23 protein-coding genes are annotated in these 24,508 nt (G+C 68.3%); 17 read left to right on the forward strand and 6 right to left on the reverse strand.

Annotation, left to right across the window (positions count from 1 at the left end; all coding sequences use genetic code 11):
- Nucleotides 1–38 precede the first annotated feature (38 nt).
- The 6 genes from ACWDU1_RS09405 to ACWDU1_RS09430 all read left to right on the forward strand — a co-directional run bounded on the left by ACWDU1_RS09405 (nucleotide 39) and on the right by ACWDU1_RS09430 (nucleotide 5,702).
- Complete coding sequence (locus tag ACWDU1_RS09405) at nucleotides 39–917, forward strand: mechanosensitive ion channel family protein (protein ID WP_449997066.1); 879 nt, start codon at nucleotides 39–41, stop codon at nucleotides 915–917.
- Nucleotides 904–1,068, forward strand: a complete 165-nt coding sequence (locus ACWDU1_RS09410; protein WP_449997068.1) for a hypothetical protein — start codon at nucleotides 904–906, stop codon at nucleotides 1,066–1,068. Before ACWDU1_RS09405 ends, ACWDU1_RS09410 begins: the two co-directional genes overlap by 14 nt.
- Nucleotides 1,069–1,124: 56 nt before the next feature.
- Nucleotides 1,125–1,814, forward strand: coding sequence for a cell division ATP-binding protein FtsE (gene ftsE / locus ACWDU1_RS09415; protein WP_357426386.1), 690 nt, complete (start codon nucleotides 1,125–1,127; stop codon nucleotides 1,812–1,814).
- Complete coding sequence (ftsX, locus tag ACWDU1_RS09420) at nucleotides 1,814–2,719, forward strand: permease-like cell division protein FtsX (protein WP_449997070.1); 906 nt, start codon at nucleotides 1,814–1,816, stop codon at nucleotides 2,717–2,719. Before ftsE ends, ftsX begins: the two co-directional genes overlap by 1 nt.
- A gap of 190 nt (nucleotides 2,720–2,909) precedes the next feature.
- The gene (locus tag ACWDU1_RS09425; protein WP_449997072.1) at nucleotides 2,910–4,319 is read left to right on the forward strand and encodes an acyl-CoA dehydrogenase family protein; all 1,410 of its coding nucleotides are present in this window, start codon (nucleotides 2,910–2,912) and stop codon (nucleotides 4,317–4,319) included.
- 162 nt (nucleotides 4,320–4,481) lie between these two features.
- The gene (locus ACWDU1_RS09430; protein ID WP_449997074.1) at nucleotides 4,482–5,702 is read left to right on the forward strand and encodes an acyl-CoA dehydrogenase family protein; all 1,221 of its coding nucleotides are present in this window, start codon (nucleotides 4,482–4,484) and stop codon (nucleotides 5,700–5,702) included.
- Nucleotides 5,703–5,831: 129 nt separating this feature from the next.
- Here the strand turns inward: ACWDU1_RS09430 and ACWDU1_RS09435 are convergent, their stop codons facing one another.
- Nucleotides 5,832–6,755 carry an MBL fold metallo-hydrolase gene (locus ACWDU1_RS09435; protein ID WP_449997076.1) on the reverse strand — a complete coding sequence of 308 codons (924 nt, stop codon included), beginning with the start codon at nucleotides 6,753–6,755 and terminating at the stop codon, nucleotides 5,832–5,834.
- Nucleotides 6,756–6,870: 115 nt separating this feature from the next.
- On the opposite strand from ACWDU1_RS09435, the gene ACWDU1_RS09440 reads away from it, so the two are divergent.
- Nucleotides 6,871–7,323 (forward strand): MarR family winged helix-turn-helix transcriptional regulator, encoded by a 453-nt coding sequence (locus ACWDU1_RS09440; protein WP_449997078.1) that lies wholly within the window; start codon nucleotides 6,871–6,873, stop codon nucleotides 7,321–7,323.
- On the opposite strand, the gene ACWDU1_RS09445 is transcribed toward ACWDU1_RS09440, so the two are convergent.
- On the reverse strand, nucleotides 7,317–8,114 hold the full coding sequence (locus tag ACWDU1_RS09445) for a TetR/AcrR family transcriptional regulator (RefSeq protein ID WP_449997079.1): 798 nt from the start codon (nucleotides 8,112–8,114) through the stop codon (nucleotides 7,317–7,319). The genes ACWDU1_RS09440 and ACWDU1_RS09445 overlap by 7 nt on opposite strands.
- Before the next feature lie 50 nt (nucleotides 8,115–8,164).
- Here ACWDU1_RS09445 and ACWDU1_RS09450 point away from each other — a divergent pair, with 50 nt between their 5' ends.
- From ACWDU1_RS09450 to ACWDU1_RS09475, 6 genes are all read left to right on the forward strand, one after another.
- Nucleotides 8,165–9,127, forward strand: a complete 963-nt coding sequence (locus ACWDU1_RS09450; protein ID WP_449997081.1) for an NmrA family NAD(P)-binding protein — start codon at nucleotides 8,165–8,167, stop codon at nucleotides 9,125–9,127.
- 201 nt (nucleotides 9,128–9,328) lie between these two features.
- Nucleotides 9,329–9,964, forward strand: a complete 636-nt coding sequence (locus ACWDU1_RS09455; RefSeq protein WP_449997083.1) for a hypothetical protein — start codon at nucleotides 9,329–9,331, stop codon at nucleotides 9,962–9,964.
- 208 nt (nucleotides 9,965–10,172) lie between these two features.
- Nucleotides 10,173–11,792, forward strand: coding sequence for an acyl-CoA synthetase (locus ACWDU1_RS09460; RefSeq protein WP_449997085.1), 1,620 nt, complete (start codon nucleotides 10,173–10,175; stop codon nucleotides 11,790–11,792).
- 173 nt (nucleotides 11,793–11,965) lie between these two features.
- Nucleotides 11,966–13,612 carry an acyl-CoA synthetase gene (locus ACWDU1_RS09465; RefSeq protein WP_449997087.1) on the forward strand — a complete coding sequence of 549 codons (1,647 nt, stop codon included), beginning with the start codon at nucleotides 11,966–11,968 and terminating at the stop codon, nucleotides 13,610–13,612.
- 40 nt (nucleotides 13,613–13,652) lie between these two features.
- Complete coding sequence (locus tag ACWDU1_RS09470; RefSeq protein ID WP_449997089.1) at nucleotides 13,653–14,216, forward strand: hypothetical protein; 564 nt, start codon at nucleotides 13,653–13,655, stop codon at nucleotides 14,214–14,216.
- A gap of 172 nt (nucleotides 14,217–14,388) precedes the next feature.
- A complete protein-coding gene (locus ACWDU1_RS09475) occupies nucleotides 14,389–15,843 on the forward strand; it encodes a PepSY-associated TM helix domain-containing protein (protein ID WP_449997091.1) in 1,455 nt (484 codons plus the stop codon).
- A gap of 101 nt (nucleotides 15,844–15,944) precedes the next feature.
- On the opposite strand, the gene galK is transcribed toward ACWDU1_RS09475, so the two are convergent.
- The gene (galK, locus tag ACWDU1_RS09480) at nucleotides 15,945–17,090 is read right to left on the reverse strand and encodes a galactokinase (protein WP_449997093.1); all 1,146 of its coding nucleotides are present in this window, start codon (nucleotides 17,088–17,090) and stop codon (nucleotides 15,945–15,947) included.
- Between the two features lie 425 nt (nucleotides 17,091–17,515).
- On the opposite strand from galK, the gene ACWDU1_RS09485 reads away from it, so the two are divergent.
- Nucleotides 17,516–18,907, forward strand: coding sequence for a diguanylate cyclase (locus tag ACWDU1_RS09485; protein ID WP_449997095.1), 1,392 nt, complete (start codon nucleotides 17,516–17,518; stop codon nucleotides 18,905–18,907).
- 7 nt (nucleotides 18,908–18,914) lie between these two features.
- On the opposite strand, the gene ACWDU1_RS09490 is transcribed toward ACWDU1_RS09485, so the two are convergent.
- A complete protein-coding gene (locus tag ACWDU1_RS09490; RefSeq protein ID WP_449997097.1) occupies nucleotides 18,915–19,670 on the reverse strand; it encodes a DUF6319 family protein in 756 nt (251 codons plus the stop codon).
- A gap of 161 nt (nucleotides 19,671–19,831) precedes the next feature.
- Between ACWDU1_RS09490 and ACWDU1_RS09495 the strand changes: the two genes are divergently transcribed.
- Together ACWDU1_RS09495 and ACWDU1_RS09500 are read left to right on the forward strand one after the other, a co-directional pair.
- The gene (locus ACWDU1_RS09495; protein WP_449997099.1) at nucleotides 19,832–20,644 is read left to right on the forward strand and encodes a nuclear transport factor 2 family protein; all 813 of its coding nucleotides are present in this window, start codon (nucleotides 19,832–19,834) and stop codon (nucleotides 20,642–20,644) included.
- A 117-nt stretch (nucleotides 20,645–20,761) separates the two neighbouring features.
- The gene (locus ACWDU1_RS09500) at nucleotides 20,762–21,763 is read left to right on the forward strand and encodes an AurF N-oxygenase family protein (protein ID WP_449997101.1); all 1,002 of its coding nucleotides are present in this window, start codon (nucleotides 20,762–20,764) and stop codon (nucleotides 21,761–21,763) included.
- 51 nt (nucleotides 21,764–21,814) lie between these two features.
- Here ACWDU1_RS09500 and ACWDU1_RS09505 read toward each other — a convergent pair whose 3' ends face one another.
- A complete protein-coding gene (locus ACWDU1_RS09505) occupies nucleotides 21,815–22,552 on the reverse strand; it encodes a TetR/AcrR family transcriptional regulator (RefSeq protein ID WP_449997107.1) in 738 nt (245 codons plus the stop codon).
- 507 nt (nucleotides 22,553–23,059) lie between these two features.
- Between ACWDU1_RS09505 and ACWDU1_RS09510 the strand changes: the two genes are divergently transcribed.
- A complete protein-coding gene (locus ACWDU1_RS09510; protein WP_449997103.1) occupies nucleotides 23,060–23,236 on the forward strand; it encodes a hypothetical protein in 177 nt (58 codons plus the stop codon).
- A 144-nt stretch (nucleotides 23,237–23,380) separates the two neighbouring features.
- Here ACWDU1_RS09510 and ACWDU1_RS09515 read toward each other — a convergent pair whose 3' ends face one another.
- Nucleotides 23,381–23,815: a nitroreductase/quinone reductase family protein gene (locus ACWDU1_RS09515; protein ID WP_449997105.1), complete on the reverse strand. Its 435-nt coding sequence runs from the start codon at nucleotides 23,813–23,815 to the stop codon at nucleotides 23,381–23,383.
- Between the last annotated feature and the right edge of the window lie 693 nt (nucleotides 23,816–24,508).

Below are 24,508 nucleotides of genomic sequence, written 5' to 3' on the forward strand. Positions count from 1 at the left end.
GCAGGCCATCCGGCGCGAGTGGAAGAGCAGGTTGTCCCATGTATTCGGAGGGGACCCGGACGCTGATCGTGGCGCTGCCCTCGTTGTCCACGGATGTCACGTCCTGGCTACGGTCGTCCGGCCTGGAGATCGTGCTGCTGGTGCTGGGCGCCATGCTGTTCGCCCGCTTCGCCACCTACCTGCGCGACCGGGTGACCCAGCGGATCGACTCCGGCTTCCGCGGTGGCGACGCGCTGGTGCGGTCCGAGGAGGCCAAGCACCGGCACGCGCTCGCCCAGGTACTGACGTGGGTCGTACTGACCGTGGCCTATGTACTGGTCGCCATGGAGGTGCTGCAGCGGCTCGGCTTCTCGATGTCGGGACTCGTCGCGCCCGCCGCGGTCCTCGGCGCGGCGCTCGGTTTCGGTGCGCAGCGCATCGTCCAGGACATTCTGGCCGGATTCTTCCTGATCACCGAACGCCAGTACGGGTTCGGTGACGTGGTGCGGATCGCGGTGACCGGTGTCGCCGATCCGGCCGAGGGTACGGTCGAGGACGTCACGCTGCGGGTCACCAAACTGCGCAACTCCGACGGCGAGGTGATCACGGTCCCGAACGGCCAGATCGTGAAGGTCACCAACCTGTCCAAGGATTGGGCCCGCGCCGCGATCGATGTGCCGGTCGCGGCCAGCGCCGATATTCTGCGGATCAACGAGGTTCTGCACGAAGTGGGCGGTCAGGCCTACCGCGATCCCCGGCTCGAGCCGCTGCTGCTCGACGAGCCGACGGTGATGGGCGTGGAGGATCTGACCGTGGATCAGATGAACATCCGTATGGTCGCCCGGACACTTCCGGGCAAACAGTTCGAGGTGGGACGTGAACTTCGGGTCCGGGTTGCGGCGGCTATGCGCCGAGAAGGTCTCAATGCACGCACGTAGGTCGACGGTGATGCTGGCCGCGGGCTGGATCGCGACCTTCGTGCTCTACCTGTTCGTCAAGCCGGAGGACATCACCCCGGCGAAGACGACGCCCGCACCCGCGGTACCCGCGGTCCATCAGGTCCCCGCCGTCGTTGCACCGCCCCCCTGAGCACTGGGAAGCGGCCGCGCGGCGCCTTCGTTATCGAATGGTTACACTGACTCCCCGTGATCACCCTGCGCGACGTCAGCAAGTCGTATCCGACCTCGACGCGACCGGCTCTGGAACATGTCACCGTGCACGTCGACAAGGGTGAGTTCGTTTTTCTCATCGGTCCGTCCGGTTCCGGCAAATCGACCTTCATGCGATTGCTGCTCAAAGAAGAGATACCGACCACGGGCGAGATATCGGTCGCGGATTTCCGCGTGGACCGGCTGCCCGGCCGCCGGGTGCCGAAACTGCGGCAGCGTATCGGCTGCGTGTTCCAGGATTTCCGGCTGCTGCAGCAGCGCACGGTCGCGCAGAATGTCGCGTTCGCGCTGGAGGTCATCGGTAAACGGCGGCAGTTCATCGACCGGACCGTGCCGGAGGTACTGGAACTGGTCGGGCTCAGCGGCAAGGCCGACCGGCTGCCCAGCGAACTGTCCGGCGGCGAACAGCAGCGGGTGGCCATCGCCCGCGCGTTCGTGAACCGGCCGCTGGTCCTGCTGGCCGACGAACCCACCGGCAACCTCGACCCCGAGACGAGTTACGAGATCATGCTGCTGCTCGAGCACATCAACCGCATGGGCACCACGGTGCTCATGGCCACCCACGATCCGCTGATCGTGGACGGAATGCGGCGGCGGGTGGTGGAGCTCTACGAGGGCCGGCTGGTCCGCGACCAGGCCACCGGCGGCTACGAGGTGGGCCGGTAATGCGCGCGGGATTCCTGCTGGGCGAGGTCTCCGAGGGCCTGCGCCGCAACGTCACCATGACGATCGCGATGATCCTGACGACCGCGGTCTCGCTGACCATGCTCGGCGGCGGCATCCTGGCGATCCGGATCGCCGACAAGACCGAGCAATACTTCCTGGACCGGCTCGAAGTCCGCCTCTATCTCACCGAGGACATCTCCGCGACCGACCCCGACTGCGCCTCCGAGCCCTGTCACACGCTGATGGCGGATCTGCGCTCGGTCGGCGGGGTGGAGAGCGTGCAGTACCTCAACCGCGACGCGGCGATCCGCGAGGCCAAGGAACAGACCTTCAAAGACCAGCCGGAGCTGGCCGAGTACGTGAGCGAGACCCCGCTGCCCGCCTCGCTGCGGGTGAAGATGGGCGACGCCTCGCTCTATCCGGCCATCTACGAGGAGTTCTACGAACGCCCCGGCGTCGGCATGGTCCGCAACGACAAGGACACGGTGGACCGGCTGGTCAGCCTGTTCGACGGTTTGCGCAACGCGGCGTTCGGTATGGCCCTGCTGCAGGCCGTCGCGGCGCTGCTGCTGATCGCCAATATGGTCCAGATCGCGGCGTTCACACGGCGCACCGAAGTGAGCATCATGCGACTGGTCGGCGCGACCCGCTGGTACACCCAGCTGCCGTTCCTGCTGGAGGCGGTGGCCGCCGCGCTGGCCGGTGGGTTGCTGGCCACGATCGGCCTGTTCGCGGCCCGGCCGCTGGTCATCGACCGCGCCCTCGGCGATCTGTTCGCGAGCAATGTCTTCCCGGCGGTCACCTTCGACGATATCTTCACCACCGCGCTGATGGTGGTGCCGGTGGGTGTGGTGTTCGCCGGCCTCACCGCATACGCCACTCTGCGCTGGTACGTGCGGGAGTAAGGGAAGGCTCCGGCACCGCCCCGCACGACCGCCCGCCCCGTCGCCCGGGGCGGGCGGTCGTGTTCGCGCCCGGCCTGTCCGCTCACCAGGACGGAAGACGCCCTCGACGCCGTTCTTACTCCGCAGTAAGATAGCCTTACTCCGCAGTAAGATAGCTGGGGACAGACCTTCACCCCGCGCGAGGAAACAGGTGACGATGAGCATTCGAGACAGCGCTACCAAGCGGCGTCCTGATACGGGAGTCCGCCAGGAGAACGGGGTGGGCCTGCACCAACCCAAACGGGATTGGATGGGCGCCGCCATGCGGGTCATGTCGACGATCACCGGCTCGGAGCTCGCCGAGAAGTACAACCTGCGCAAGCAGATCGACCGGGTCACCTACGAGAGCACCAAAACGGGTTTCCGGACTCTCGGCGCGGCCACCCGGGCGTTCAACAAGGTCGCGGGCGGCGGCACCCCCAAGCGCCTGCCCGACAACGAGTCGAAGACCAAGGACTACTTCGATCTCACCCCCACCGACGAACAGCAGATGATCGTCGAGACAGTGCGTGAGTTCGCGGCCGAGATCCTGCGCCCGGCCGCGCACGACGCCGACGAGGCCGCGGCGGCCCCGAAGGATCTGCTGGGCCGCGCCGCCGAACTCGGTATCACCCTGATCAATGTCCCCGAGGAGCTCGAGGGCGCGGCGACCGAACGCGGCGCCGTCACCAACGCACTGGTGGCCGAGGCACTCGCGCACGGCGATATGGGCCTGGCCCTGCCGCTGCTGGCGCCCAGCGGTGTCGCGGTCGCCCTCTCCCAGTGGGGTACCGACGCTCAGCAGCAGACCTACCTGCCCGCCTTCACCGGCGAGAACGTCCCCCAGGCCTCCGTGGTGATCAGCGAACCGCGCGCGCTGTTCGACCCCTTCAGCCTGCAGACCAAGGCCGTGCGCTCCCCCAGCGGCTACCGGCTCAACGGGGTGAAGAGCCTGGTCCCGGCCGCCGCCGATGCCGAGATCTTCATCGTCGGCGCCGAACTCGACGGTCGCCCGGCCCTGTTCGTGATCGAATCCGATGCCAAGGGCCTCTCGGTGGAAGCCGACCCGAGCATGGGTCTGCGGGCCGCCGGCCTGGGCCGGCTGGTGCTGGACAATGTCGCCGTCGGCGTCGACGCGATCCTCGGCGAGGGCGATGCCAAACAGCACGCCGCCGATTACCGCGATGCCGTTCAGCTGGCGCGCCTGGGCTGGGCCGCGCTGGCCACCGGCACCGGGCAGGCCGTGCTCGACTACGTGATCCCCTACGTCAACGAGCGGGAGGCGTTCGGCGAACCGATCAGTCACCGCCAGGCCGTGGCCTTCATGGTCGCCGATATCGCCATCGAGCTGGACGGCCTGCGTCTGGTGACGCTGCGCGGGGCCGCCCGCGCCGAACAGGGCCTGACCTTCGCCCGCGAGGCGGCGCTGGCCAAGAAACTCGCCACCGACAAGGGCATGAAAATCGGCCTCGACGGTGTGCAGTTGCTCGGCGGGCACGGCTTCACCAAGGAACACCCGGTCGAACGCTGGTACCGCGACCTGCGCGGTATCGCGATCGCCGAAGGCATTGTGCTCGTGTAGTTGGCGCCACCTCCGGCGGCGCGGGTTCGGGGCCCCCGAAGTCTCGAATCTTCCCTCCTCCGCTCCTCCGCTACGCTCCCCCGCTCCGTCAGTCCAGATCCGAGACGGGCCCCGAACAGGGAGCTGCGGTAGAGCGACGAAGTCCTTCCCAGGAGACTTTCCATGATCAATCTCGAACTTCCCAAGAAGCTGCGGGCCAGTGCCAATCAGGCGCATCAGGTGGCCGCGCAGATCTTCCGGCCCATCTCCCGTAAGTACGACCTCGGCGAGCACGAGTATCCCGTGGAGCTCGACACCATGGCCGCCATGGTCGACGGGCTCAGCGATTCCGGCACGCAGAAGATCAGCGGTGCCAGCGGCGGCCGGTCCGACGACGAGGCGCCCAGCACCGCGGTGCTCCTCAACGCCAACGGCGGCAATATGTCCGCGCTGCTCAACGCCCTGGAAACCTCCTGGGGTGATGTCGGGCTGATGCTGTCCATCCCGTACCAGGGCCTGGGTAACGCCGCCATCGCCGCGGTCGCCACCGACGAGCAGCTGGAGCGGTTCGGCAAGGTGTGGGCGTCGATGGCGATCACCGAGCCCAGTTTCGGCTCCGATTCGGCCGCGGTCACCACCACCGCCGTCCTCGACGGCGACGAATGGGTGCTCAACGGCGAGAAGATCTTCGTCACCGCCGGCCAACGCTCCACCCATATCGTGGTGTGGGCGTCGGTGGACCGCAGCCTCGGCCGCGCCGCCATCAAATCGTTCGTGGTCCCGCGTGACGCCCCGGGGTTGTCGGTGGCCCGGCTCGAGCACAAGCTCGGCATCAAGGCCTCCGATACCGCCGTCCTGCTGCTGCAGGACTGCCGGATCCCGAAGGACAATATCCTCGGCAGCCCGGAAGTGAACGTGGAGAAGGGTTTCGCCGGGGTCATGCAGACCTTCGACAACACCCGCCCCATGGTCGCCGCCATGGCGATCGGCGTCACCCGCGCCGCGCTCGAGGAACTGCGCACCATCCTCACCGACGCGGGTATCGAGATCTCCTACGACACCCCGCCCAACAACCAGCACGCCGCGGCGGCCGAATTCCTGCGGATGGAGGCCGACTACGAGTCCGCCTACCTGCTGGCCCTGCGGGCGGCCTGGATGGCCGACAACAAGAAGCCGAACTCGCTCGAGGCCTCCATGTCCAAGGCCAAGGCGGGCCGCACCGGCACCGATGTGACCCTGAAGTCCGTGGAACTGGCCGGCGCCGTCGGCTACTCGCAGCGGCTGCTGCTGGAGAAGTGGGGTCGCGATTCCAAGATCCTCGACATCTTCGAGGGCACCCAGCAGATCCAGCAGCTCATCGTGGCCCGCCGGGTCCTGGGCAAGAGCAGCGCCGAACTCAAGTAGGCGGGTGGGGTAGGTGAAACCGGTGTGGTCCGCTGGGGGTACCACACCGGTTTCGCGTTTTCCGGCGCGAAGCGTTCGTCGGCTTTCGGGCCGCCCGCGGGCCGTCATCGGCGGGCAGCGCGTATCGGCTCAGGGCAGCGGCACCCACTCGGTACTGCCGTCGGCGGCACGTGCGACCGTGCCGAACACCACATCGGCGAAATGGTTACCGAAGGCCAGATCTCCGCTGTCTGCGAGGTCCGTGACGATCCGGCGGCGCTCTCGCGCCGACTGCTCGCGGTCGTGATCGACGCCCGAGGACCAGTGGGGATGGCGAACCTGCAGCGGGCTGTGCAACGCGTCGCCGAACGCGAGCAGTCGTCGCCCACCGGAGTCGATCGAGTACATCGCATGCCCTTCGGTATGCCCTGATGCCGACCACATCCTGACGCCGGGGAATATCTCCGCACCGTCGGCGACCGTGCGGACCTTCGGGCTCATCGCCTCGAGCATCTCGGCCGTCACGGCGTGTTCGGCGGACGGATGCCGTTGAGCCCATTCCGTTTCGGCGATCAGATAGTCGGCAGCGGCGAACACGGAGCCGCCGCCGGGCCCGCGGTGGGCCGCCCATCCGATGTGATCGCCGTGCAGATGGGTGAAGGCCACCGCTTCGATCCGCTCCGGGAGGACTCCGACAGCTGCCAGGTTGGCCGGTAACGCACCACCGCGGATCGCACCGATCAACGGATTCGCGGGATCGTCGGGCACGGAGACCGGTCCGATACCGGCGTCGATCAGCAGCGCGCGCTGCCCCCGCTCGACCAGCAGACCGCCTATTCCGGCGACCAGGTACCCGTTCTCGTCGAGATGGTCGGCATATGCGGCCCAATCGGCCTCGGTGCCGTCCGGGAGCCAGCCGCGCGGAGCCAGCCCGACCGAACCGTCGGGAATGTAGGTCACGGTCGTCTCTCCCAATCGGATCGAGCGCATCCGCGACGGGCGACGCAGCCGGTCGGCGCCGACCCACCCGGCCTGTCGGCTGTCCGTGGAATCGGCCTGGTGAACAAGAGACATGGCGCGGGCTCCTGGATCGTTCGGTGACCGAGGGTCGATCACACCCCAGAAGCCTAAAGCTTAAATAATTCAAATTGCAACTATTTCAACTTCACGCATCGGCTAGGATGACCCCATGGGCGATACACCGGCTTCGGATCTCGTGGCGGCGGAACGGGAACTGTGCGGGCTGGTCAACGCGCTGGCGAGCCGTATCGAGAACCATGTGCGGCTGCGGTCGACCCCGCTCGGCCTGAGCGCGCCGCAGGCCGTGGCCCTGCGCGAACTGACCGGACCCATGACCATGCGCGATCTGGCCCAGCGAATGAGCTGCGAGCCCTCCAACGCGACCTTCGTCGTCGACAAACTCGAAGCGGCCGGATACGTCGAACGCCGGGCCCACCCCACGGATCGGCGCGCCAAACTCATCGTGCTCACCGCCGCCGGGGCCGGACTACGGGAAACCCTGCTGGACAGGCTCACCGAGGACTCACCGCTGCAGCCGCTGGACGCCCATGAGCTACGGACGCTGCACGAACTGCTGGAACGCGCCGTCACCGGGGATCGGCCCGGGGCGTCGCCTCACTGACGGGCCACCGCGGTCTGATCCATCGCGACCGGTGTCGCGGCGGGCCGGCCGCGACGCCGGTGCCCACGCTGACGGCAGGTCGGTCCGCAATAGCGGGCCGGTCTGCCCGTCTCCCGGACCGGGAGCCGGGTCCCGCATTCGGCGCAGAGTTGCGCGGCGCCCGGGGTTTCGTGACCGATCGGCCGGGAGTTGTCACGGAAGAGCGAGCCTTCCGTGACCGGTACGGTTCGCAATCCGTCCAGCAGTTGCCGGACCAGCCGCGCGCCGCGGGCCCGGTTCCGGTGTGCCGACCAGATCGCGGCACCGCCGATGGTCAGCGCGGTCAGATCGGCGACCTGGACATCGGGGGCGACGGCCCCGGCCCGTTTCGCGTTGTGCAGCAGGCGTTCCAGGGCCGCACCGAAGCGTTGGCCCGCGGTGGCGAGCACGGCGTGCGGCCAGCTCTGATCCGTGGTCAGCGCATCGCAGATCTGTTTGTGACCGGCCGATTTCTCGATCACCTCGAGCAGGAATCCGAACAGCGCGTCACCGGGTGCGGCACGCGCGGCCCATCGATCCGCCGCCCGTGCCAGCCCCGCGACGTGTTCGGAGAGCACCGCCTCCACCAGCGTCTCCTTACTGGGGAAGTGCCGGTACACCGTCCCGGCGCCCACACCCGCGCGTTGCGCGATCCGGCCGATCGACACCTCCGGCCCCTCCTCGGCGAATACCCGCGCGGCGGTACGGAGTACGAGGTCGCGGTTGCGCCGGGCATCCGCCCGGCGATTGGCGGGCAGCGCTGCTGTGGTCATGTCACGTAATCCTTGTCCGGGAATCGGAAACGGGCGGATCATTCCGGATCGTGCCAGTATCCACCACCGTCGAAACGGATGCCATGACCACCGAGAACCCGATAGATACCGATACCCCGATCCTCGTCACCGGGGCCACCGGCCAACAGGGCGGTGCCACCGCGCGGCGCCTGCTCGCCGCCGGGCGATCGGTGCACGCCATGGTCCGCGATACGAAAGCCCCGGCGGCGGCCGCGCTGGAGGCCGCCGGCGCCCGGCTCGTCTACGGCGATTTCGACGATCCCGGCAGCTTGATGCCCGCACTGGACGGTGCCGCCGCCCTGTTCGGCATGCCGCCGGTGGTATTCGGGCCGGACGGCGGCGATACCGAACTCGAAGCCGCGCGGGGCCGGGCGCTGATCGACGCCGCCGCGGCCGCGGGAATCGAACAGGTCGTGTTCAGTACCGTCGCCACGACCACGGCGCCCACCCCGGGATGGGCCGGAAAGTCCGCGATCGAGCGGTATCTGCGTGATCGCATCCCGGTTTCCACCGTGCTGCGGCCGGTCCGTTTCATGATCAACTATCTCGGGTTGGCCGTGGCGGCGATCGACGGAATAGCCGACGGCGTGCACCGGCACCTGTTTCCGCCGGACCAACCGATGCAGATCATCGCGGTGGAGGATATCGCCGAATTCGCCATGCTCGCGTTCAGCGACCCGTCCCGCTTCGCGGGCCGGACCCTGGAGCTCGCCGGTGATCAGCCGACTCCGGTCGCCGCCGCGGCGGCGATCAGCGAGGCCACCGGTATCGCCGTACGGTACGAGCAGCTCACCGACGACGAGGCCGCCGCCCTCGGTCCGGAGATCGCCGGAGTGAAGCGGAGCTGGCGGGACGGGCACGGCTGGCACGCCGATATCGAGGCGCTGCGGGTGATCCACCCCGGCCTGCGTACTTTGGACGACTGGCTCGCCGAATCCGGCGCCGCTGTTCTGCGCGATCACCTCACCCGGAGCGGGCGGGCGACGCGGTAACGCCGTCCGGACGGCCGCGCGGCGGTTCTGGACACCGCGCGGCCGGAGTGACACTCTGTTGTCGATCGAGCTGTTCCGATGCACGACCGGCAGCTCCGCCCCGCCCGGCACCGTTGCGCCCGGCGTGTTCCACCGGCTCCACCGCACGCACCGTTCACCGAGTCGCACCCCGAACCACCGTATCGGCAAGGAGACTGGTCTATGCGTACACAGGGCTTCGCCCGTCGGCTCCTCACCACCTTCGCCGCGACGGCCGCGGCCACCGTCCTGCTCACCGGGCAGGCCGCCTCCGAACCCGCCCGGGTCGACTGGCCCACGGCACTTCAGCAACTGCGCCAGGCCGCCATCGGCAATCTGGATGCCGAACGGGCCGTGGACATGCTTCTCGACGATCCCCGGGTCGATACCGCCACGCGGGAAGCGGCGTTGCCCGCTCAGCCGTTCCAGGTTCCGGCCGAATCCACCATCGGCCGCGGCGGCGGCCAGGGCCTCTACGGCAACGGACTGGCGTTGAGCGTCGACGGTTTCCGGTTCGCCTTCTTCGGTGGCCCGGGCACGATCGCCCCCAACCAGACCGGCGCGCGGCTCGACGTGGTGTGGCTGAACCTGTCCAACGGCCGCAGCGGGATGGAACAGTTCACCGAGCACATGGACGTCATCGCCGACACCACCATCCGCACCCGGGTGATCGATCCCGGCCCGGGCATGGTGGTGGCCGCGGTGTACGGCAGCCTGTGGCATCGGTGGCCCGTTCCGGTGAGCCCGCAGAACCCGGACGGGTTCGCCTATCAGCGCGGCGATATCACCTTCCCGTCGATGGGAGCCATCTACAACTGAGCCAACAGCCCTGGTCGGAGCGGGGATGCGCGTCGAGTATTCGACACGCATCCCCGTCCGGACCGGAATTCATCGTTACCGAGATGTCTTTTTTGTCCGGAGCGTACGTTGTGAGCGGACGCACTTTCACTGCTACGGTGAGCCCCGATATGCCGTTCGGAATCGCTAGGTCGAGTGCCGACGCGAGAGTCTGTGGAGGTGTTCGAGGGTGAACCTGGCGCATACGCTGGAGGTCGTCAAGGCGTACGGGCTGCTGCAGTCCAGCGGCTTCATCGATCTGAAGAATCCGGGGGAAACCCTGCGGACGCTGAAGGATTCCAAAACCTATATCCCGCAGGCCACCCTGATCATGCATTCCGCCCGGATCGCGCCCGAGGCGCCCGGTCTGGTCGACGAACGCGGTGAGCTCACTTACCGCGAGCTGGACGAACAGTCCACCAAGATCGCCAACGGGCTGCGCGCGGCCGGGATCACCGAGGGCACCGTGATCGGGATCCTGGCCCGCGACCACCGCGGCCTCATCCTGTCGATGGCGGCCGCCGGCAAGCTGGGCGTGAAGATCGCGCTGATGAACACCGGCTTCGCCAAACCGCAGTTCGCCGAGGTCTGCGAGCGGGAGCAGGTCAAGGCCGTCCTGCACGACAGCGAGTTCCTGGGCCTGCTCGACGCGCTGCCCGCGGATATGCCGCGATTCCTGACCTGGGTCGACGAAGGCACCGAACTGCCCGCGGGCGCGAAGACCCTCGACGATCTGATCGCCGAGAACGGCCTGGACGCGATTCCCGTGCCCAGCAAACCGGGCGGGTTCATCATCCTCACCAGCGGCACCACCGGCCTGCCGAAGGGCGCCCCCCGCGAGAAGGCCAGCCCGGTCGCCACCGCGCAGTTCCTGGACCGGATGCCGTTCCCGAAGCGCGGCACGGTCGTCATCGTCTCGCCGATCTTCCACAGCACCGGCCTGGGCACCTGGCTGGTGAGCACCGGCCTGACCAACAAGATCGTGATGCGGCGCCGCTTCGACGCCGAGGCCACCCTGAAGATGGTGTCCGATCACAAGGCCTCGCTGCTGGTCGCGGTGCCGACCATGCTGCACCGGATGGTCGAACTGCCCGCCGAGGTCCGCGCGAAGTACGACACGTCCTCGCTGAAGGGCATCGTGCTGGCCGGTTCGGCACTCTCCCCCGAGCTGAGCATCAAGGCCGCCGAGGTGTTCGGCCCCGTCGTCTACAACCTGTACGGCTCCACCGAGGTCGCCATCGCCACCGTGGCCCAGCCCCACGAACTGGCCAAGGCTCCCGGCACCGTCGGCCGTCCGCCGCTGACCTGCGACGTGCGGCTCTACGACGACAACGACAAGGCCGTCACCGCCAAGAACGTCACCGCCCGCATCTTCGTGCGCAGCGGCGCGCCCTTCGAGGGCTACACCGACGGCCGGCACAAGCAGATCATCGACGGTTACATGTCCAGCGGCGACGTCGGCCATTTCACCGAGGACGGCCTGCTCATGGTGGACGGCCGCGATGACGACATGATCGTGTCCGGCGGCGAGAACGTCTTCCCGCAGGAAGTGGAGAACCTGCTGCTGGAGCGCGACGATATCTTCGACGCGGCGGTGGTCGGCGTCGACGATGTGGAATTCGGTAAACGGCTGCGCGCGTTCGTGGTGCCCGAACCGGGTCGCAAGCCCACCGAGGACGAGATCAAGAACCACGTCAAGGAGAACCTGGCCCGGTACAAGGTGCCGCGCGAAGTGGTCTTCCTCGACGATCTGCCGCGTAACCCCACCGGCAAGCTGCTGCGCCGGGTCCTCGTGGAATACGAGGTCTGACAGCCGGTTCGGCGACGAAACCGGGATCTCTCACAGCGGAGGTCCCGGTTTCATTGCTGTCCGGGACAATGACCGCCGGGGCCGCGTACGGCGTTGTTAGGGTTGGCCGAACACTGGAGTTCGAGGAGGTCGGCCGCCTGTTCCGGGCGGTTCACCGCGGAAGGTTGTCACCGATGACATTGTCGCTGCCCGGGCCCGTTCGCAAAGCCGGCGACCTCGCACTCGCCGTGAACGTCATGCGTAGGCGCGGCCTCTTCGATCCGCTACGGCCCGACCACGCCGTGAAATCAATGCTCAACGCGGTCAGGTTCGGCCCGTTCGCCGGAGTGATCATGCACGCGGCGCAGGCCCGGCCGGACCTGGTCGCCATCGTCGACGAGCAGGGCGAACTCACCTATCGCGACCTCGATCGACAGTCCAATGCCTTCGCCCGGGGTCTCGCCGGGCGCGGACTGCGCGGTGGCGATGTGGTTGCGATCCTGGCCCGCGACCATCGCGGCATGGTGTTGAGCATGCTGGCCGCCAACAAACTCGGGCTACGGGCGGTCCTGATGAACACCGGATTCGCCAAACCGCAGTTCGCCGATGTCGCCGAACGCGAAAAGGTCAAGGCGATCCTGCACGACAGCGAGTTCTTCGATCTGATGAGCGCCGTGCCCGCCCAGATCCCGCGAATCCTCACCTGGGTCGACGAATCCGATCACGCCGACCCCGCGCTCGCGACCGTCGAATCACTGTCCGCGGGGCAATCCACCGAACCCGTGGCCGCACCCGCGAAACCCGGCGGCATGGTGATCCTGACCAGCGGCACCACCGGCACGCCGAAGGGCGCCCCGCGCGACAAGGTCAGCCCGTTCATGTCGGCCCAGTTCATCGACCGGGTGCCGCTGCCCGCGGAGGGCACCATGGTGATGGCCGCGCCCATCTTCCACGGCACCGGGTTGTCGCAGTTCTCGCTGGGGCTGGCCCTGGGCAACCGGGTGGTCTTCCAGCAGCGCCGATTCGATCCCGAGCGCACCCTGGCCAATATCGCCCGCTACCGCGCGGATTCGCTGGTCGTGGTGCCCACCATGCTGCAGCGGCTACTCGACCAGCCGCGCGAGGTGCTCGACCGCTACGACGTCTCCTCGCTGAAGGTGATCTTCGCCGCGGGGTCGGCGATACCGCCGGATGTCGTGGTGCGTACCGGCGAGCATTTCGGCGATGTGCTCTACAACCTGTACGGCTCCACCGAATGCGCGGTGATCACGGTGGCGACCCCGCAGGAATTGCGGAAGTCGCCGTCCACCGCCGGGCGGCCGCCGGTCGGGGTGCGGATCGCGCTCTACGACGAGAACCGCACACGGATCACCGGACCGAATGTGACCGGCACGATCTTCATCGACAATCCGCACGCCTTCAAGGCCTATACCGACGGCCGCACCAAGGAGAGCGTGGACGGCATGATGTCCAGCGGGGATGTCGGCCATCTGGACGACGAGGGGCTGCTGTTCATCGACGGCCGCGACGACGACATGATCGTCTCCGGCGGCGAGAACGTCTTCCCGCAGGAAGTCGAGCATCTGATCGCGAACCGCCCCGACGTCCTGGAGGCGGCCGTGGTGGGTGTGGACGACCGGCAGTTCGGCAAACGGCTGCGTGCCGTGGTGGTCCCCGGGCCGGATTCCGCCCGCGACGCCCAGGAGATCAAGGACTATGTGAAGGCGAACCTCGCCCGGTACAAGGTTCCCCGCGAGGTGGTGTTCCTCGACGAACTCCCACGCAACGCCACCGGCAAGTTGCTGCGCAAACCATTGATCGAACTCGAACCCGAGGGCTGAGCCGCTCCGGGCGACCGGCGCGGTCCGATATCATCACCGCGTGCGTATCAGGTTCGGCTCCGCCCCCGGGGCGGGTCATCGCGACGCCGCCCGCGTCCGCGGTGCGGTGGCCGGCCTGATCTCCGGCGCCGTATCGGTGGCCGCCCACGGCTGGGCCGCGCCCACCGCGGTACCGGACAGTACGGCGATCATGCTGCTCGCCGCGGCGTCCGCCGCCCTCGGCGCGCTGGTCGCCGGGCTACGTCCGCTGCGGACCGGCGCCGCCGGGCTTCCTGCCGCACTCACCGCCGGACAGTTGCTCGGCCATATCTGCCTGGGCTGGGGTTCCGGTCATCTGCATCACGGCGATCTGCAGCTCACGCCGGGCATGATCGCCGCGCATATCGTCGTGGCGGGTGTGGCTGCCCTCATCGTGCGCGGCGCCGAAGCCGCCTACCGGGCCGCCGTCGCGGCACTGGCCCGGCTGCTACCGGTCCTGACCCGGCTCCCGATCGTCGCCGGGCCCCGGCTTTCGCGCCGCACCCATCGAGACCGGGTCGTACCCCGGATCCTCGTGCTCGGTGCCGTCGGCACCCGCGGCCCACCCGGCGCCGTCCTGATCTGATCCATCCGGCAGCCCGACCGTCGCGTAGCCCTACGCCGCCGTCCCGATCGCTGCCGGAATTTCCCCTACCCGGCGCATCGGGCTCTCACGGATGCCGCGTCCCCGCGGCCCGGTTCCCGCGCGCCGGTACCTCAGGCCGTGCGCCGGCCGATTCAGGACGCAGGTATGACCGTTGAGTACAACTGAACTCCCCACCACGCCGGAACCCCCGGCGACAGCCACGACCCCGTCTCCGCCACCGCGGAAGACGGGCGCCCTACGCGGACTCGCGCTGCGGCTGCACTTCTACGCGGGTCTGTTCGTAGGGCCCTTCCTGCTGATCGCGGCGCTCACCGGCGGGCTGTACGCGATGGCGCCGACGATCGAGAACTTCGTCGACCGCGATGTGCTGTTCGTGGATTCCGAAGGACCGGCCAGGCCGCTGGCGGAACAGGTGGCCGCCGGTGTCGCCCAGCGACCCGATCTGACCCTGGACGCCGTCTCACCCGCCCCCACGGCGGGCGAGACCACGCGGGTCCTGTTCACCGATCCGGCCCTGGGCGAATCCCTGCGCCGGTCGGTCTTCATCGACCCCGTCACAGCACGTCCGGTGGGTGAGGAGGTGGTGTACGGCAGTTCCGGCGCCCTGCCTTTCCGCACCTGGGTGTCCCAGGTACACCGGCATCTGCACCTGGGAGAACCCGGTAGGCTCTACTCCGAGCTGGCCGCCTCCTGGTTGTGGCTCATCGCGCTGGCCGGGCTCGTACTCTGGGTCCGCCGCGTCCGCGCCCGGCGGCAGCGCAATTCGGCGCGCTGGCTGTTCGCGCCGAACCTCGCCCAGGGCGCGCGGGAACGACGCCTCAACTGGCACGCCGTCGTGGGTATGTGGATCCTGCCCGCCGCGCTGGTGCTGTCGGCGACCGGTCTCACCTGGTCGACGTACGCGGGTGCGAATATCGACAAGCTCCGTGAGAATCTCGCGTGGACGACTCCGGTCGTCGATACCGCGCTATCAGGCGCCACCGCGACAACCCACTCCGATCACGGCGGCCATCACGATGCCGGGGCCACCACGACCCACACCGTGCCCACCGAACGAATACGGCAGCTCGATCGAGTCCAGTACACCGCCCGCGAAGCGGGTGTCACCGGGCCGGCCGAGATTTCGGTCCCCGCCGATGACAGCACCGCTTTCGTGGTGAAGGAACGCCGGTTACCGGGAGTGCTCAGCGCGGATTCGGTCTCCGTGGACGGCGCCACCGGCGCGGTGGTCGACCTGCTCCCCTACTCCGACTGGCCCCTGATGGCCAAACTCGCGAACTGGGGTATCCAGCTCCATATGGGCCTGATGTTCGGTCTGCTCAACCAGCTCCTGCTCCTGGCCGCCGCGATCGGACTGGTCACCGTGATCGTGCGCGGGTATCTCATGTGGTGGCGGCGCCGTCCCACCCGCGATGCCGAATGGTTCTCCTTCGGCAGGCCACCGGCCCGGGGAGCGCTGCGCAGGTCGATTCCGCTGGCTGTTCCGGTTTTGGTGGCGGCCGCTGTGATCGGCTGGTTCGCCCCGGTGTTCGGGGTCGGCCTGCTGGCCTTCCTGGTGGTCGATATCGTCGTCGGCCTGGTCCGGCGGGTGCGCGCGACCGCCTGAGACTGTCCGGCTCCTCGCTCGACGCTCACTGCCGGACCGGCGCCGCGGCATCCGATGCCGCGGCGCCGGTCTGCCGATGCCGCGACCACGCCCGGCTCAGGTCACCCGGCCGGTCCGGCCCCCGGCGAGGCCACCGCCTCGAACGTCCGCGAATCGCCGAACCCCATACCCGTCAGCCGTTGCCGCACCGTCTCCTGGACCCGATCCGCCCGCTCGGTATCCACCAGCGCGATGATGCTGCCGCCGAAACCGCCGCCCACCATGCGCGCACCGTGCGCCCCCGCCGACCCGGCCGCGTCCACGGCCGCGTCCAGTACCTCGGTGGAGACCTCGAAATCGTCACGCAGCGAAACATGTCCCGCCGCGAGCAGCGGCCCGATGGCGCGTGGATCGGCGCCGCCGCGCAGAGTTTCGACAACCGCGCGTACCCGGTCGTTCTCGGTGACCACATGGCGGGCGCGCCGGTACAGCACCGGATCGGCCAGAGCGGCCAGCCGGTCGACATCGCCGATATCGCGCAGCGAAGCCACGCCCAGCGCCTCGGCGGCCGCCGCGCACTCGGCCCGGCGGTCACCGTAGCCGCCACCGGCGTGCTCATGGGTCTGCCCGGTATCGATCACCAGCAGGCGCAGCCCGGCCGACGACAGATCGAACGGGATCTGCTCATAACCACCGGTTTCCGTATCACGGAACGCCCGGACGTCGAGGAACAGCGCATGCCCGGCGGTACACAGGATCGAGGCGGCGTGATCCAGGATCCCGGTCGGCGCACCCACATAGTCGTTCTCGGCGGCGCGGGCGATATCGATCAGTTCCCGGTCGGGCACCGCCGGCGCGCAGAGATCGCGCACCGCCACCGCGGTCGCGCAGCACAGTGCCGCCGAGGACGACAGTCCGGCACCCGCCGGGACGGCACCGTCGAATTCCAGGTCCAGGCCGCCGGTTTCGTGGCCGCGGCGACCGAACTCCGCCACCACACCGAGTGGGTAGCGCGCCCATCCCGGTACCAGATCGCGTTCGGCGCGCAGCGCCCCGACCGGCAACCGCACCGGCTCCCCCGGGCGCTGCCGGGACGCCACCCGGACCAGATCGTCGGGATGCCGCGACCCGGCGCAGGTGACCGCCAGCGGGATCGCGATCGGCAGGACGAAACCGTCGTTGTAGTCGGTGTGCTCACCGATCAGATTGACCCGGCCCGGCGCCGCCCAGCGACGGCGGGAATCGGTGCTCTCCTCGCGTTGTGTCACCCGACCACCGTACGAGCCGGGACCTGCCGGTTCGCGCGACGCCGCCACCGGCCGGACAGCCGTTACGACGTTGTTGTGCCAAGACAGCGACAAATTCGACACTGCGTGTCATCATCGGACCCATAGTCCAGGTTTGACGGCCGAACGTTCGCGTCCGGCTCGGACGTCCCCTCGTACAGGAAAACTCGGTTTCGTCAGCCGCCGCTCGATGGGTTGGTAGAGCACGACAGACAAGGATTCCCAGACCTGCGAAGCGGCTCGATTTCACCGGGAATGGAGCGACTAAAGGGGGGCTGATGATAATCAGCGACTCGCAGGGTGCAGGACGACAGGTTTTCCACCGGAAGTTTCTCTGTGCAGCACTTTTCACGGCCGTCGGCGTTCTGGCCGTGATACCCCTGGTGCTCGGTTCTTCGCTGCTGTCCGTGACCGCCACCCTGCTCGCGGCACTGACCGCGGTGACGGTGGCGGGATTCGGCGTGCGCCGGCACACCCCGGCCCATCCGCTGCCGTGGTACCTGCTGGCCGCGGCCATCGTGCCGTACACCCTGGGCACCGTCCTGCGTGAATTCGGCTCGACGCCGTCCAGCCCTCTCGACGAGATCTGCACCCTCACCGGATATCTGGCCACCGGGGCGGCGGCCGTGCTGTGGCTGCGGCCGCGGCGGACCCGGGCGCACCCGGATGTCCTGCTGGATTCGGGACTGATCGGGCTCGGCGCCGTGCTCGCGTCCTGGATCTTCCTCATCGCGCCGGTCCTGCACTCGGTCGACGGCCGGATGAACACCTTCACAGTGGTGGCGTATCCGGTCTTCGACGCACTGCTGCTGACCCTGCTGGCGCATTCACTGGCGACCTCGAGCCGTTCGGAAACCGCGCTGCGGCTGCTGCATATCGGACTGGCCTTCGCGCTGCTCACCGAGATCGGTCTCCGGCTCGCCGCCGCCGGAACATTCACCACGGATCCGGTGCTGCTGTTGCTGCCGCTGCTCGGCGCCTTCACCGCTTTCGGTGCGGCGGCCCTGCATCCCACCATGGCGACGGTGAGCGAGCGGCGCGCGGTCGGGCCCAACCATTCCCGGCAGCGGGCCAGTGTGATCGCGGTGGCCCTGGTGGTTTCCTCACTCGTCCCGGTGGCGCGCGCACCGCTGAGCCAACTGGACCAGGTGGTGGTGTCCACGGTCCTGGCCCTGCTGCTCGTCGGCCTGCTGGTCCGTAGCGAACGTGCCATCGGCCGCAGTACCCGCAGCGAACGGCGCGCCCAGTACCAGGCCGATCACGATCCGCTCACCGGCCTGCTGAACCGCTCCGCGCTGTTGCGGGTGCTGCACCGGGATCACCGTGACTGGGCGGAACGCCCGCTGTGCCTGCTGTTCGTGGACCTCGACGAATTCAAGACGATCAACGACAGCTACGGCCATACGGTCGGTGACGAGCTGATCGTGCAGGCGGCCGCCCGGATCCGCGCCGCGGTCCGGCGCGACGATGTGGTGGCCCGGTACGGTGGCGACGAATTCATCGTGCTGGCACCGCTGGACCGGGACGAGGCCACGAGTATGGCCGAACGGCTGCTCGGGATCTTCATGAAGCCGTTTCCGCTGAGTACGGGCGAGGTGCCGCTGACCGCCAGTATCGGATTGGCGTGCGGCGGCCCCCGCGATATCGACGCGACCGTCTACGACCTCATCCGCGACGCGGACGCGGCCATGTATCTGGCCAAGCGCCGCGGTTTCGGTTACATGTTCCACGACACGATCCGGCATGCGCCGTCCGAGCCGATCCAGCAGGGCTGGCGTCCCCGCGAAACCGCGGTCTGATCCGGTCTCAGTCCGAGAGTTCCTCGAGCAGTTTGCGGGCCTGTTCCAGTTCCGCCTGCAACTGCGCGACCTTCGCCTCCTGCGCGCCGCGGACCGATTCCTGCAGACCCTCGACCACTTCGGCGACCTCGGGGTGCAGCAGCTTCGCGGCCTGCGCGACCGCCGGGCCGGTTACCGGCAGTGCGCGCGTGGTGCGCTTCTTGCCGTTGGTCACATCGACGGTCCATTCGCCCTCGGCGGTGCCGTTGATGGTGACCGTGACCTCGGGGCCCTTCGGCTTGCGGGCGGCCGGGGCCTTGGCCGCCCGGGCCGGGGTACGCGGCGCGGTAGCGGGTTTCGTATCGGCGGCCGGATCCTTCGGCGCCGGGGCGGCCGGTGTATCGGCGGCCGGTTTCTTGGCCGCGGCGGTGGGCGCGGACGGGGACGCGGCGGGAGTCACGGACGTTTCCTTCTGTTCGGGCGCGGATTTCGGCGCGGGCGCGGGGGCGGCCGGCCGATCCCGCGGAGGTTTGACGAGGGTGACCTCGGTGGGACCGAACGACAGTACATCCTTGGAACCGGTGGGCCGGATCTGCAGGAAGTCGCCGTCGGCCGGGTCACCGAGCGAGACGACCTTGCCCGAACGCCCCTCGGTGACCCCCACCGCCGCGGATGTGAACCAGACCATCGGCGGGCGCCCCGCCTCGATCTCCGCGGCGATCTGCTCGAGGTCGTTGTCGGACAGAGGTTTCGGCTTCGCGTTCGATGGTGTTCGCGACGGCATGGCGCACTCCGGGCAATCTCACTGTTTCGTCGAATAGCTGCGTGCACAGATGATGCCGCACGGCACCGACATTTTCACAAGCAGGCAGGTCGGCAGGCAACGACCACTGGTAGAACCTGTTCTACTATGGGCGCCGAATCCGGAGACCCGAAGGAGCCACCGTGCCGTTGGACCCGACCGCCACCCAGTTGCGCGACGCCGTACTGGCCTCACCCCGCGCGGTGGCCGCCCACGATCGGGACGCCTGGGTGGGGCTGTTCACCCGCGACGCGGTGGTCAACGATCCGGTCGGTTCGGCGCCGCATACCGGATACGACGCGATCGCCCGCTTCTACGACACCTTCATCGCGCCCAACGAGATCGTCTTCGACGTCGCGCACGATTTCGCCGGACCGGCGACGGTCCTGCGTGATCTCTCCATCACGATCACCATGGCGAGCGGCGCCCGGGTCCGGGTTCCCATGCATCTGCGGTACGAGGTCGCCGAAGAGGACGGCCGGCTGCGTATCGGCCATCTGGCCGCCTACTGGGAACTGCTGCCGATGATCGGGCAACTGCTGGGAACCGGGCTCGCCGGGCTGCGGGCGGGCACCCGGCTCGGCGCGCTGCTACTGCGCAATCAGGGCATCGGCGGTCTGGCCGGGATGGCCCGGGCGTGCACCGGCATCGGCCGCACCGGTAAGCGGATAGCGCAGCGGCTGTGCGCGGCCGCCACCGCCGGGGACGATTCGGCCCTCGCCGCCCTCACCGGTGGCCGCGAGACCGTCCTGCTGTGGTCGGGTGAATCGATCGGCGTGACGGAGTTCGCCGTCCGCGCCCGCGGGCTGCGCCAGGGCAAAACCTTGGCCGCCGGCCGCTCGGTGACGATAAGCGCCGACCTCCCGGCGGGCCCCGCGCTGTTGATTCTCGATTTCCATCCGGCCCGCGACACGTTGGAGACGATCCGCGTGCACACCGACACCGTCACCTCCTGAGACCGGCCGGGTACAGCACGATCAGGTGTCGCCTGCCGACGCGCTATTTACTGAGACCTCGAGTACCGGTAAATTCGGGACCGAGAGATGTACGCCATACCGCACGAGGAGGCACCGATGACGCCGTCGACTCTGCCGCGGGCTCCGAAACTGGACGCCCGATACCGCGAGACGCTGGAAACGCTGTCGGAGGGCTCGGTGCACCGCCGCTTCGACCCGTATCTCGATATCGAGTGGGATGCCCCCGAGCTCGCACTCGACCGGGACGATCCACGCTGGGTACTGTCCCCCGACTACGACCCGCTCGGCGCCACCCGCTGGTACCGCGAGCTGCCGGTCGAACGACAGATCGAGATCGGGCGCTGGCGGATCGCGAACGCCATCAAGGTGGGCGCGGCCTTCGAAACGATCCTGATCCGCGGGATGATGCAGTACATCGCGAAACTGCCGAACGGCTCACCGGAATTCCGGTATTGCCTGCACGAGATGACCGAAGAGTGCAATCACATCCAGATGTTCCAGGAACTGGTCAATCGCATCGGTGACGATGTACCCGGGATGCGCCCGCTCTTCCGCGCCCTCTCGCCGTTCATCGGCGTGGCCGGTGGCTACGCGCACGTCGTGCTGTTCCTGGGCATCCTGGGCGGCGAGGAACCCATCGACCACTACCAGAAAGCGATGATCCGCAACGGCGCGAATCTGCCGCCGCTGGTGGTGCGGACCATGGAAATCCATATCGCCGAAGAAGCCCGGCACATCTCCTTCGCGGGCGAATTCCTGCGGGCCCACATCGCCAAACTGGGCCCGGTGCCCACCGCGATCTGCGGCGCCACCTTCCCGCTGGCGCTGCGCTGGCTCGCCGGCGAGATCATGGCGCCGCCCCCGGATTTCGCGCGCCGCTTCGATATCCCGCGCGAGGTGATGCGGGAGGCGTTCTGGCGGAGTCCGCATTCACGCGGGATCCTGGCCGGCTATTTCGGCGATATGCGCACTCTCGCCGACGAGCTCGGACTGATGAACCCGGTCACCACTCGCCTGTGGAAGGCGCTGGGTATCGACGGTGACCGTTCGCGCTACCGCAGCGAACCGGAACGCCGGGTGCGGCCCGCCGTGGCCTGACCCGGTACGCCGGGCCGACCGACGACGTTCGGCCCGGCCCGGGCCGCGGCGCTACTTCGCGCCGCCGAGCCCGGCTATCACCTCGGCCAGGTCCCGGTCGGGGTTCACCTCCACACCCAGGGCGCGGGCCGCACCGTCCAGGACGTACCAGGAGTAAGCGGACAGATCCGCGACCATCTCGGCGCGGGTGCGCCGCGGTTGCGGCTCGGCGACCCATGCCGCCAGCACACCCTCGACCATGGTCACCACCGCGAAGGGCACCGGCTCCAGGGCCGCGGCGTCCACACCCACGATCCGGGCGATGGCCTCGATCAGCTCCCGGGACCGTTCCGTGATCCGGGCCTTGAGACTACTGATCGCGTCGACGGAGTCCGGTCCACCGGCGGGCGGGCCGGTACGCGCGAACGCGGTGAGATTGGGATGGTCGCCCATCCAGTCCGCTACCGCGCGCACGGTCCGGGTGATGATCTCGCGTACCGATCCCGACGAGACGTCGAGCTGTACATCCAGGATCGCCCCGAGTTCGTCGATCAGATAGGACCGGATTCTGCGGTCCAGGTCCTCCCGGCCACCGAACTGGCGGTAGACGACGGATTTGGCGATACCGGCCCGGGCGGCGATCTCGCGCACCGGGATCTCGGCCCCGGGCGGCTTCTCCTCCAGCAGTTCGACCGCGGCCCGCAGGATGGCGTGGCGGCGCTCGGTGTTGTGCTGTTCCCAGCGCGCCTCGTAGCCGTTCACCGCACCCGGAACCCGCGACCGTGACGACGCCACCGACATGTCCGGCAGTGTACTCAGCGAGCCCGGCCCGCGGTGCCGCGTGCAGGCGGTGTAGCCGCGAGGCGGTATCCGCTCTTCACCGAGATTTCACATGGTACCGGCAGAATGCACGAGCAAATGAAAGAACATTTACACCGGCATTAATTCAAGATTTCGCGAGTACAGTGCGTAATACATTCGGCACATTCTACAAACCGGTCGTTTTGTCGATCCCGGCCCGTGCGGTCCGGGCCACAGCCCCGGAACCTGTTCTCGCACAGACTTATCCAGCATACCGCGTATCCGCCGACCGGCACCTCCGATAAATCATCGATTTCACCGGATTGCGAATCTGTGGGCAGCACGATCGAAAAAGGCTAGAATTGCGGCAGATTGGTACCGGGCGGGTCCGGCGAACTGCTGTCACCTCGTTGCTCGGTCGCGGGAATTCCCGGCGAACCGGTTTCGGGGGCGCATTCGAGGCGGCGTGCTGTGCACGCGGTGATCCGCCGGTCACCACGCGTACAGGAGGCAAGGATGCCCGACGACAACACCGGCCCCGAGGAGCACGACGTGGAACTGAACTCCGAGCACACTCCGGTTATCTGGCCCGAACCCAGCCGGTTGGATTCCTGGTGGCGCGACATCATGACCGACGCGGTACCGGCCGGAGAGCCCGAACCGGCGCCCCCGACCCTGACCCGCAACGCCTGACCGCCGGCCCGCCACCGGCGGCGGGCGTAGGTGGCGGCCTGGGGCCGGGTATCGGCACGATGCTCGATACCGGGCGCGAGTTCGTTCACCACATCGATCGGCCGCCGGAAGAGCAGCACGCACTGGGGTCGAGGACCACGCCGTCTATACGCTCCGCGGACGGAGTCGCACAAGCGGTATCTCACGGGTGGTGCGCTTCTGGTAGTCGCCGTACACCGGATACTCGGCGACAATGCGGGACCACAGCCCGGCCCGTTCCTCGGTGGACAGGACGGCGGCGGTCATCGGCATGCGGCGGCCATCCGGGAGGGAGATCTCGACCGCGGGATCTTCACGCAGGTTCCAGTACCACGCGGGGTGGGCCGGATCACCCACGCGGGACGCGACGATGATGTACTCGTCGCCTTCGATGATGGGCGCGGTCAGCATCACGGCCCGGGGACGGCCGGATTTGCGCCCCGTCGTGGTGAGTTCGAGCACCGGCATCCCGTAGAACTCGGTACCCCATCTGCCGCCACTGATCCACAGAAGCGCCCGGTGTGCCGCGTTGGTGGCCTTCAGCGTGAAATTCGAGGGCATGGCACGCCATCCTCCCGATCGTGCCGGGTTCTTGTCCAGCGTCCGGCGCGATCTCCGGCAGCCGACGCCGACGGCCGGCGTGACCGTTGCGCGCCCTCGGACCGACGACACCCCCGCCCGGGTGGCCACGCGGCGACGGACCGGTGCCCGGCTCGCAAGAACGCCACTGCCCGTTGACCGTTCCGGCATCGAGCACAAACACTTCACGCTCCTCCGCCTGCGCCCGGCCGGTGGCCGCTGAATTACACGGATGCAATTTACCGTCCTCTCTATATACGGCGTCCAATTTTCCTGTTCAGAGAGGTTTTTCGCGTCCGAATCGGAGACCGCGGCCCTCGGTGCCGCACCAACCCATTCGAATAGCTAGCTATTTGCCCTTCGCGCACGGACTTCCGGAGCGACGGTGCGACGCGACCGATCCACGCGCCCGGCGACCAGGAGGAGCGCGGATCCGGGCCGGAACCGCCGGCGCCCGCCACTGGGCCCGGAATCGAGCTCGCCGCACAGTCCGGGCATCGGGCACGAAACAGAGGCCGCGCGGACCGCGAGAACTCGACGGTATCGAGGAAGAGAAGCGCGCCCCGGGGTCATGGGCAACCAGCCGGCGCATCGGCACGAGGGAGACATCGTCAGAGAAGGAGAAAGGCCCCGGAGATGATCTCCGGGGCCTTCTCGTAGTAGCGGGGACAGGAT

It is taken from the genome of Nocardia sp. NPDC003345 (genome assembly GCF_053589395.1).

What these genes read in the sequence shown, in the direction of transcription:
- ACWDU1_RS09405 (WP_449997066.1), top strand. Translation starts at nt 39, where the DNA reads ATGTATTCGGAGGGGACCCGGACGCTGATCGTGGCGCTGCCCTCGTTG.
- ACWDU1_RS09410 (WP_449997068.1), top strand. Translation starts at nt 904, where the DNA reads ATGCACGCACGTAGGTCGACGGTGATGCTGGCCGCGGGCTGGATCGCG.
- ftsX (WP_449997070.1), top strand. Translation starts at nt 1,814, where the DNA reads ATGCGCGCGGGATTCCTGCTGGGCGAGGTCTCCGAGGGCCTGCGCCGC.
- ACWDU1_RS09430 (WP_449997074.1), top strand. Translation starts at nt 4,482, where the DNA reads ATGATCAATCTCGAACTTCCCAAGAAGCTGCGGGCCAGTGCCAATCAG.
- ACWDU1_RS09435 (WP_449997076.1), bottom strand. Translation starts at nt 6,755, where the DNA reads ATGTCTCTTGTTCACCAGGCCGATTCCACGGACAGCCGACAGGCCGGG.
- ACWDU1_RS09440 (WP_449997078.1), top strand. Translation starts at nt 6,871, where the DNA reads ATGGGCGATACACCGGCTTCGGATCTCGTGGCGGCGGAACGGGAACTG.
- ACWDU1_RS09445 (WP_449997079.1), bottom strand. Translation starts at nt 8,114, where the DNA reads ATGACCACAGCAGCGCTGCCCGCCAATCGCCGGGCGGATGCCCGGCGC.
- ACWDU1_RS09455 (WP_449997083.1), top strand. Translation starts at nt 9,329, where the DNA reads ATGCGTACACAGGGCTTCGCCCGTCGGCTCCTCACCACCTTCGCCGCG.
- ACWDU1_RS09465 (WP_449997087.1), top strand. Translation starts at nt 11,966, where the DNA reads ATGACATTGTCGCTGCCCGGGCCCGTTCGCAAAGCCGGCGACCTCGCA.
- ACWDU1_RS09490 (WP_449997097.1), bottom strand. Translation starts at nt 19,670, where the DNA reads ATGCCGTCGCGAACACCATCGAACGCGAAGCCGAAACCTCTGTCCGAC.
- ACWDU1_RS09500 (WP_449997101.1), top strand. Translation starts at nt 20,762, where the DNA reads ATGACGCCGTCGACTCTGCCGCGGGCTCCGAAACTGGACGCCCGATAC.
- ACWDU1_RS09510 (WP_449997103.1), top strand. Translation starts at nt 23,060, where the DNA reads ATGCCCGACGACAACACCGGCCCCGAGGAGCACGACGTGGAACTGAAC.
- ACWDU1_RS09515 (WP_449997105.1), bottom strand. Translation starts at nt 23,815, where the DNA reads ATGCCCTCGAATTTCACGCTGAAGGCCACCAACGCGGCACACCGGGCG.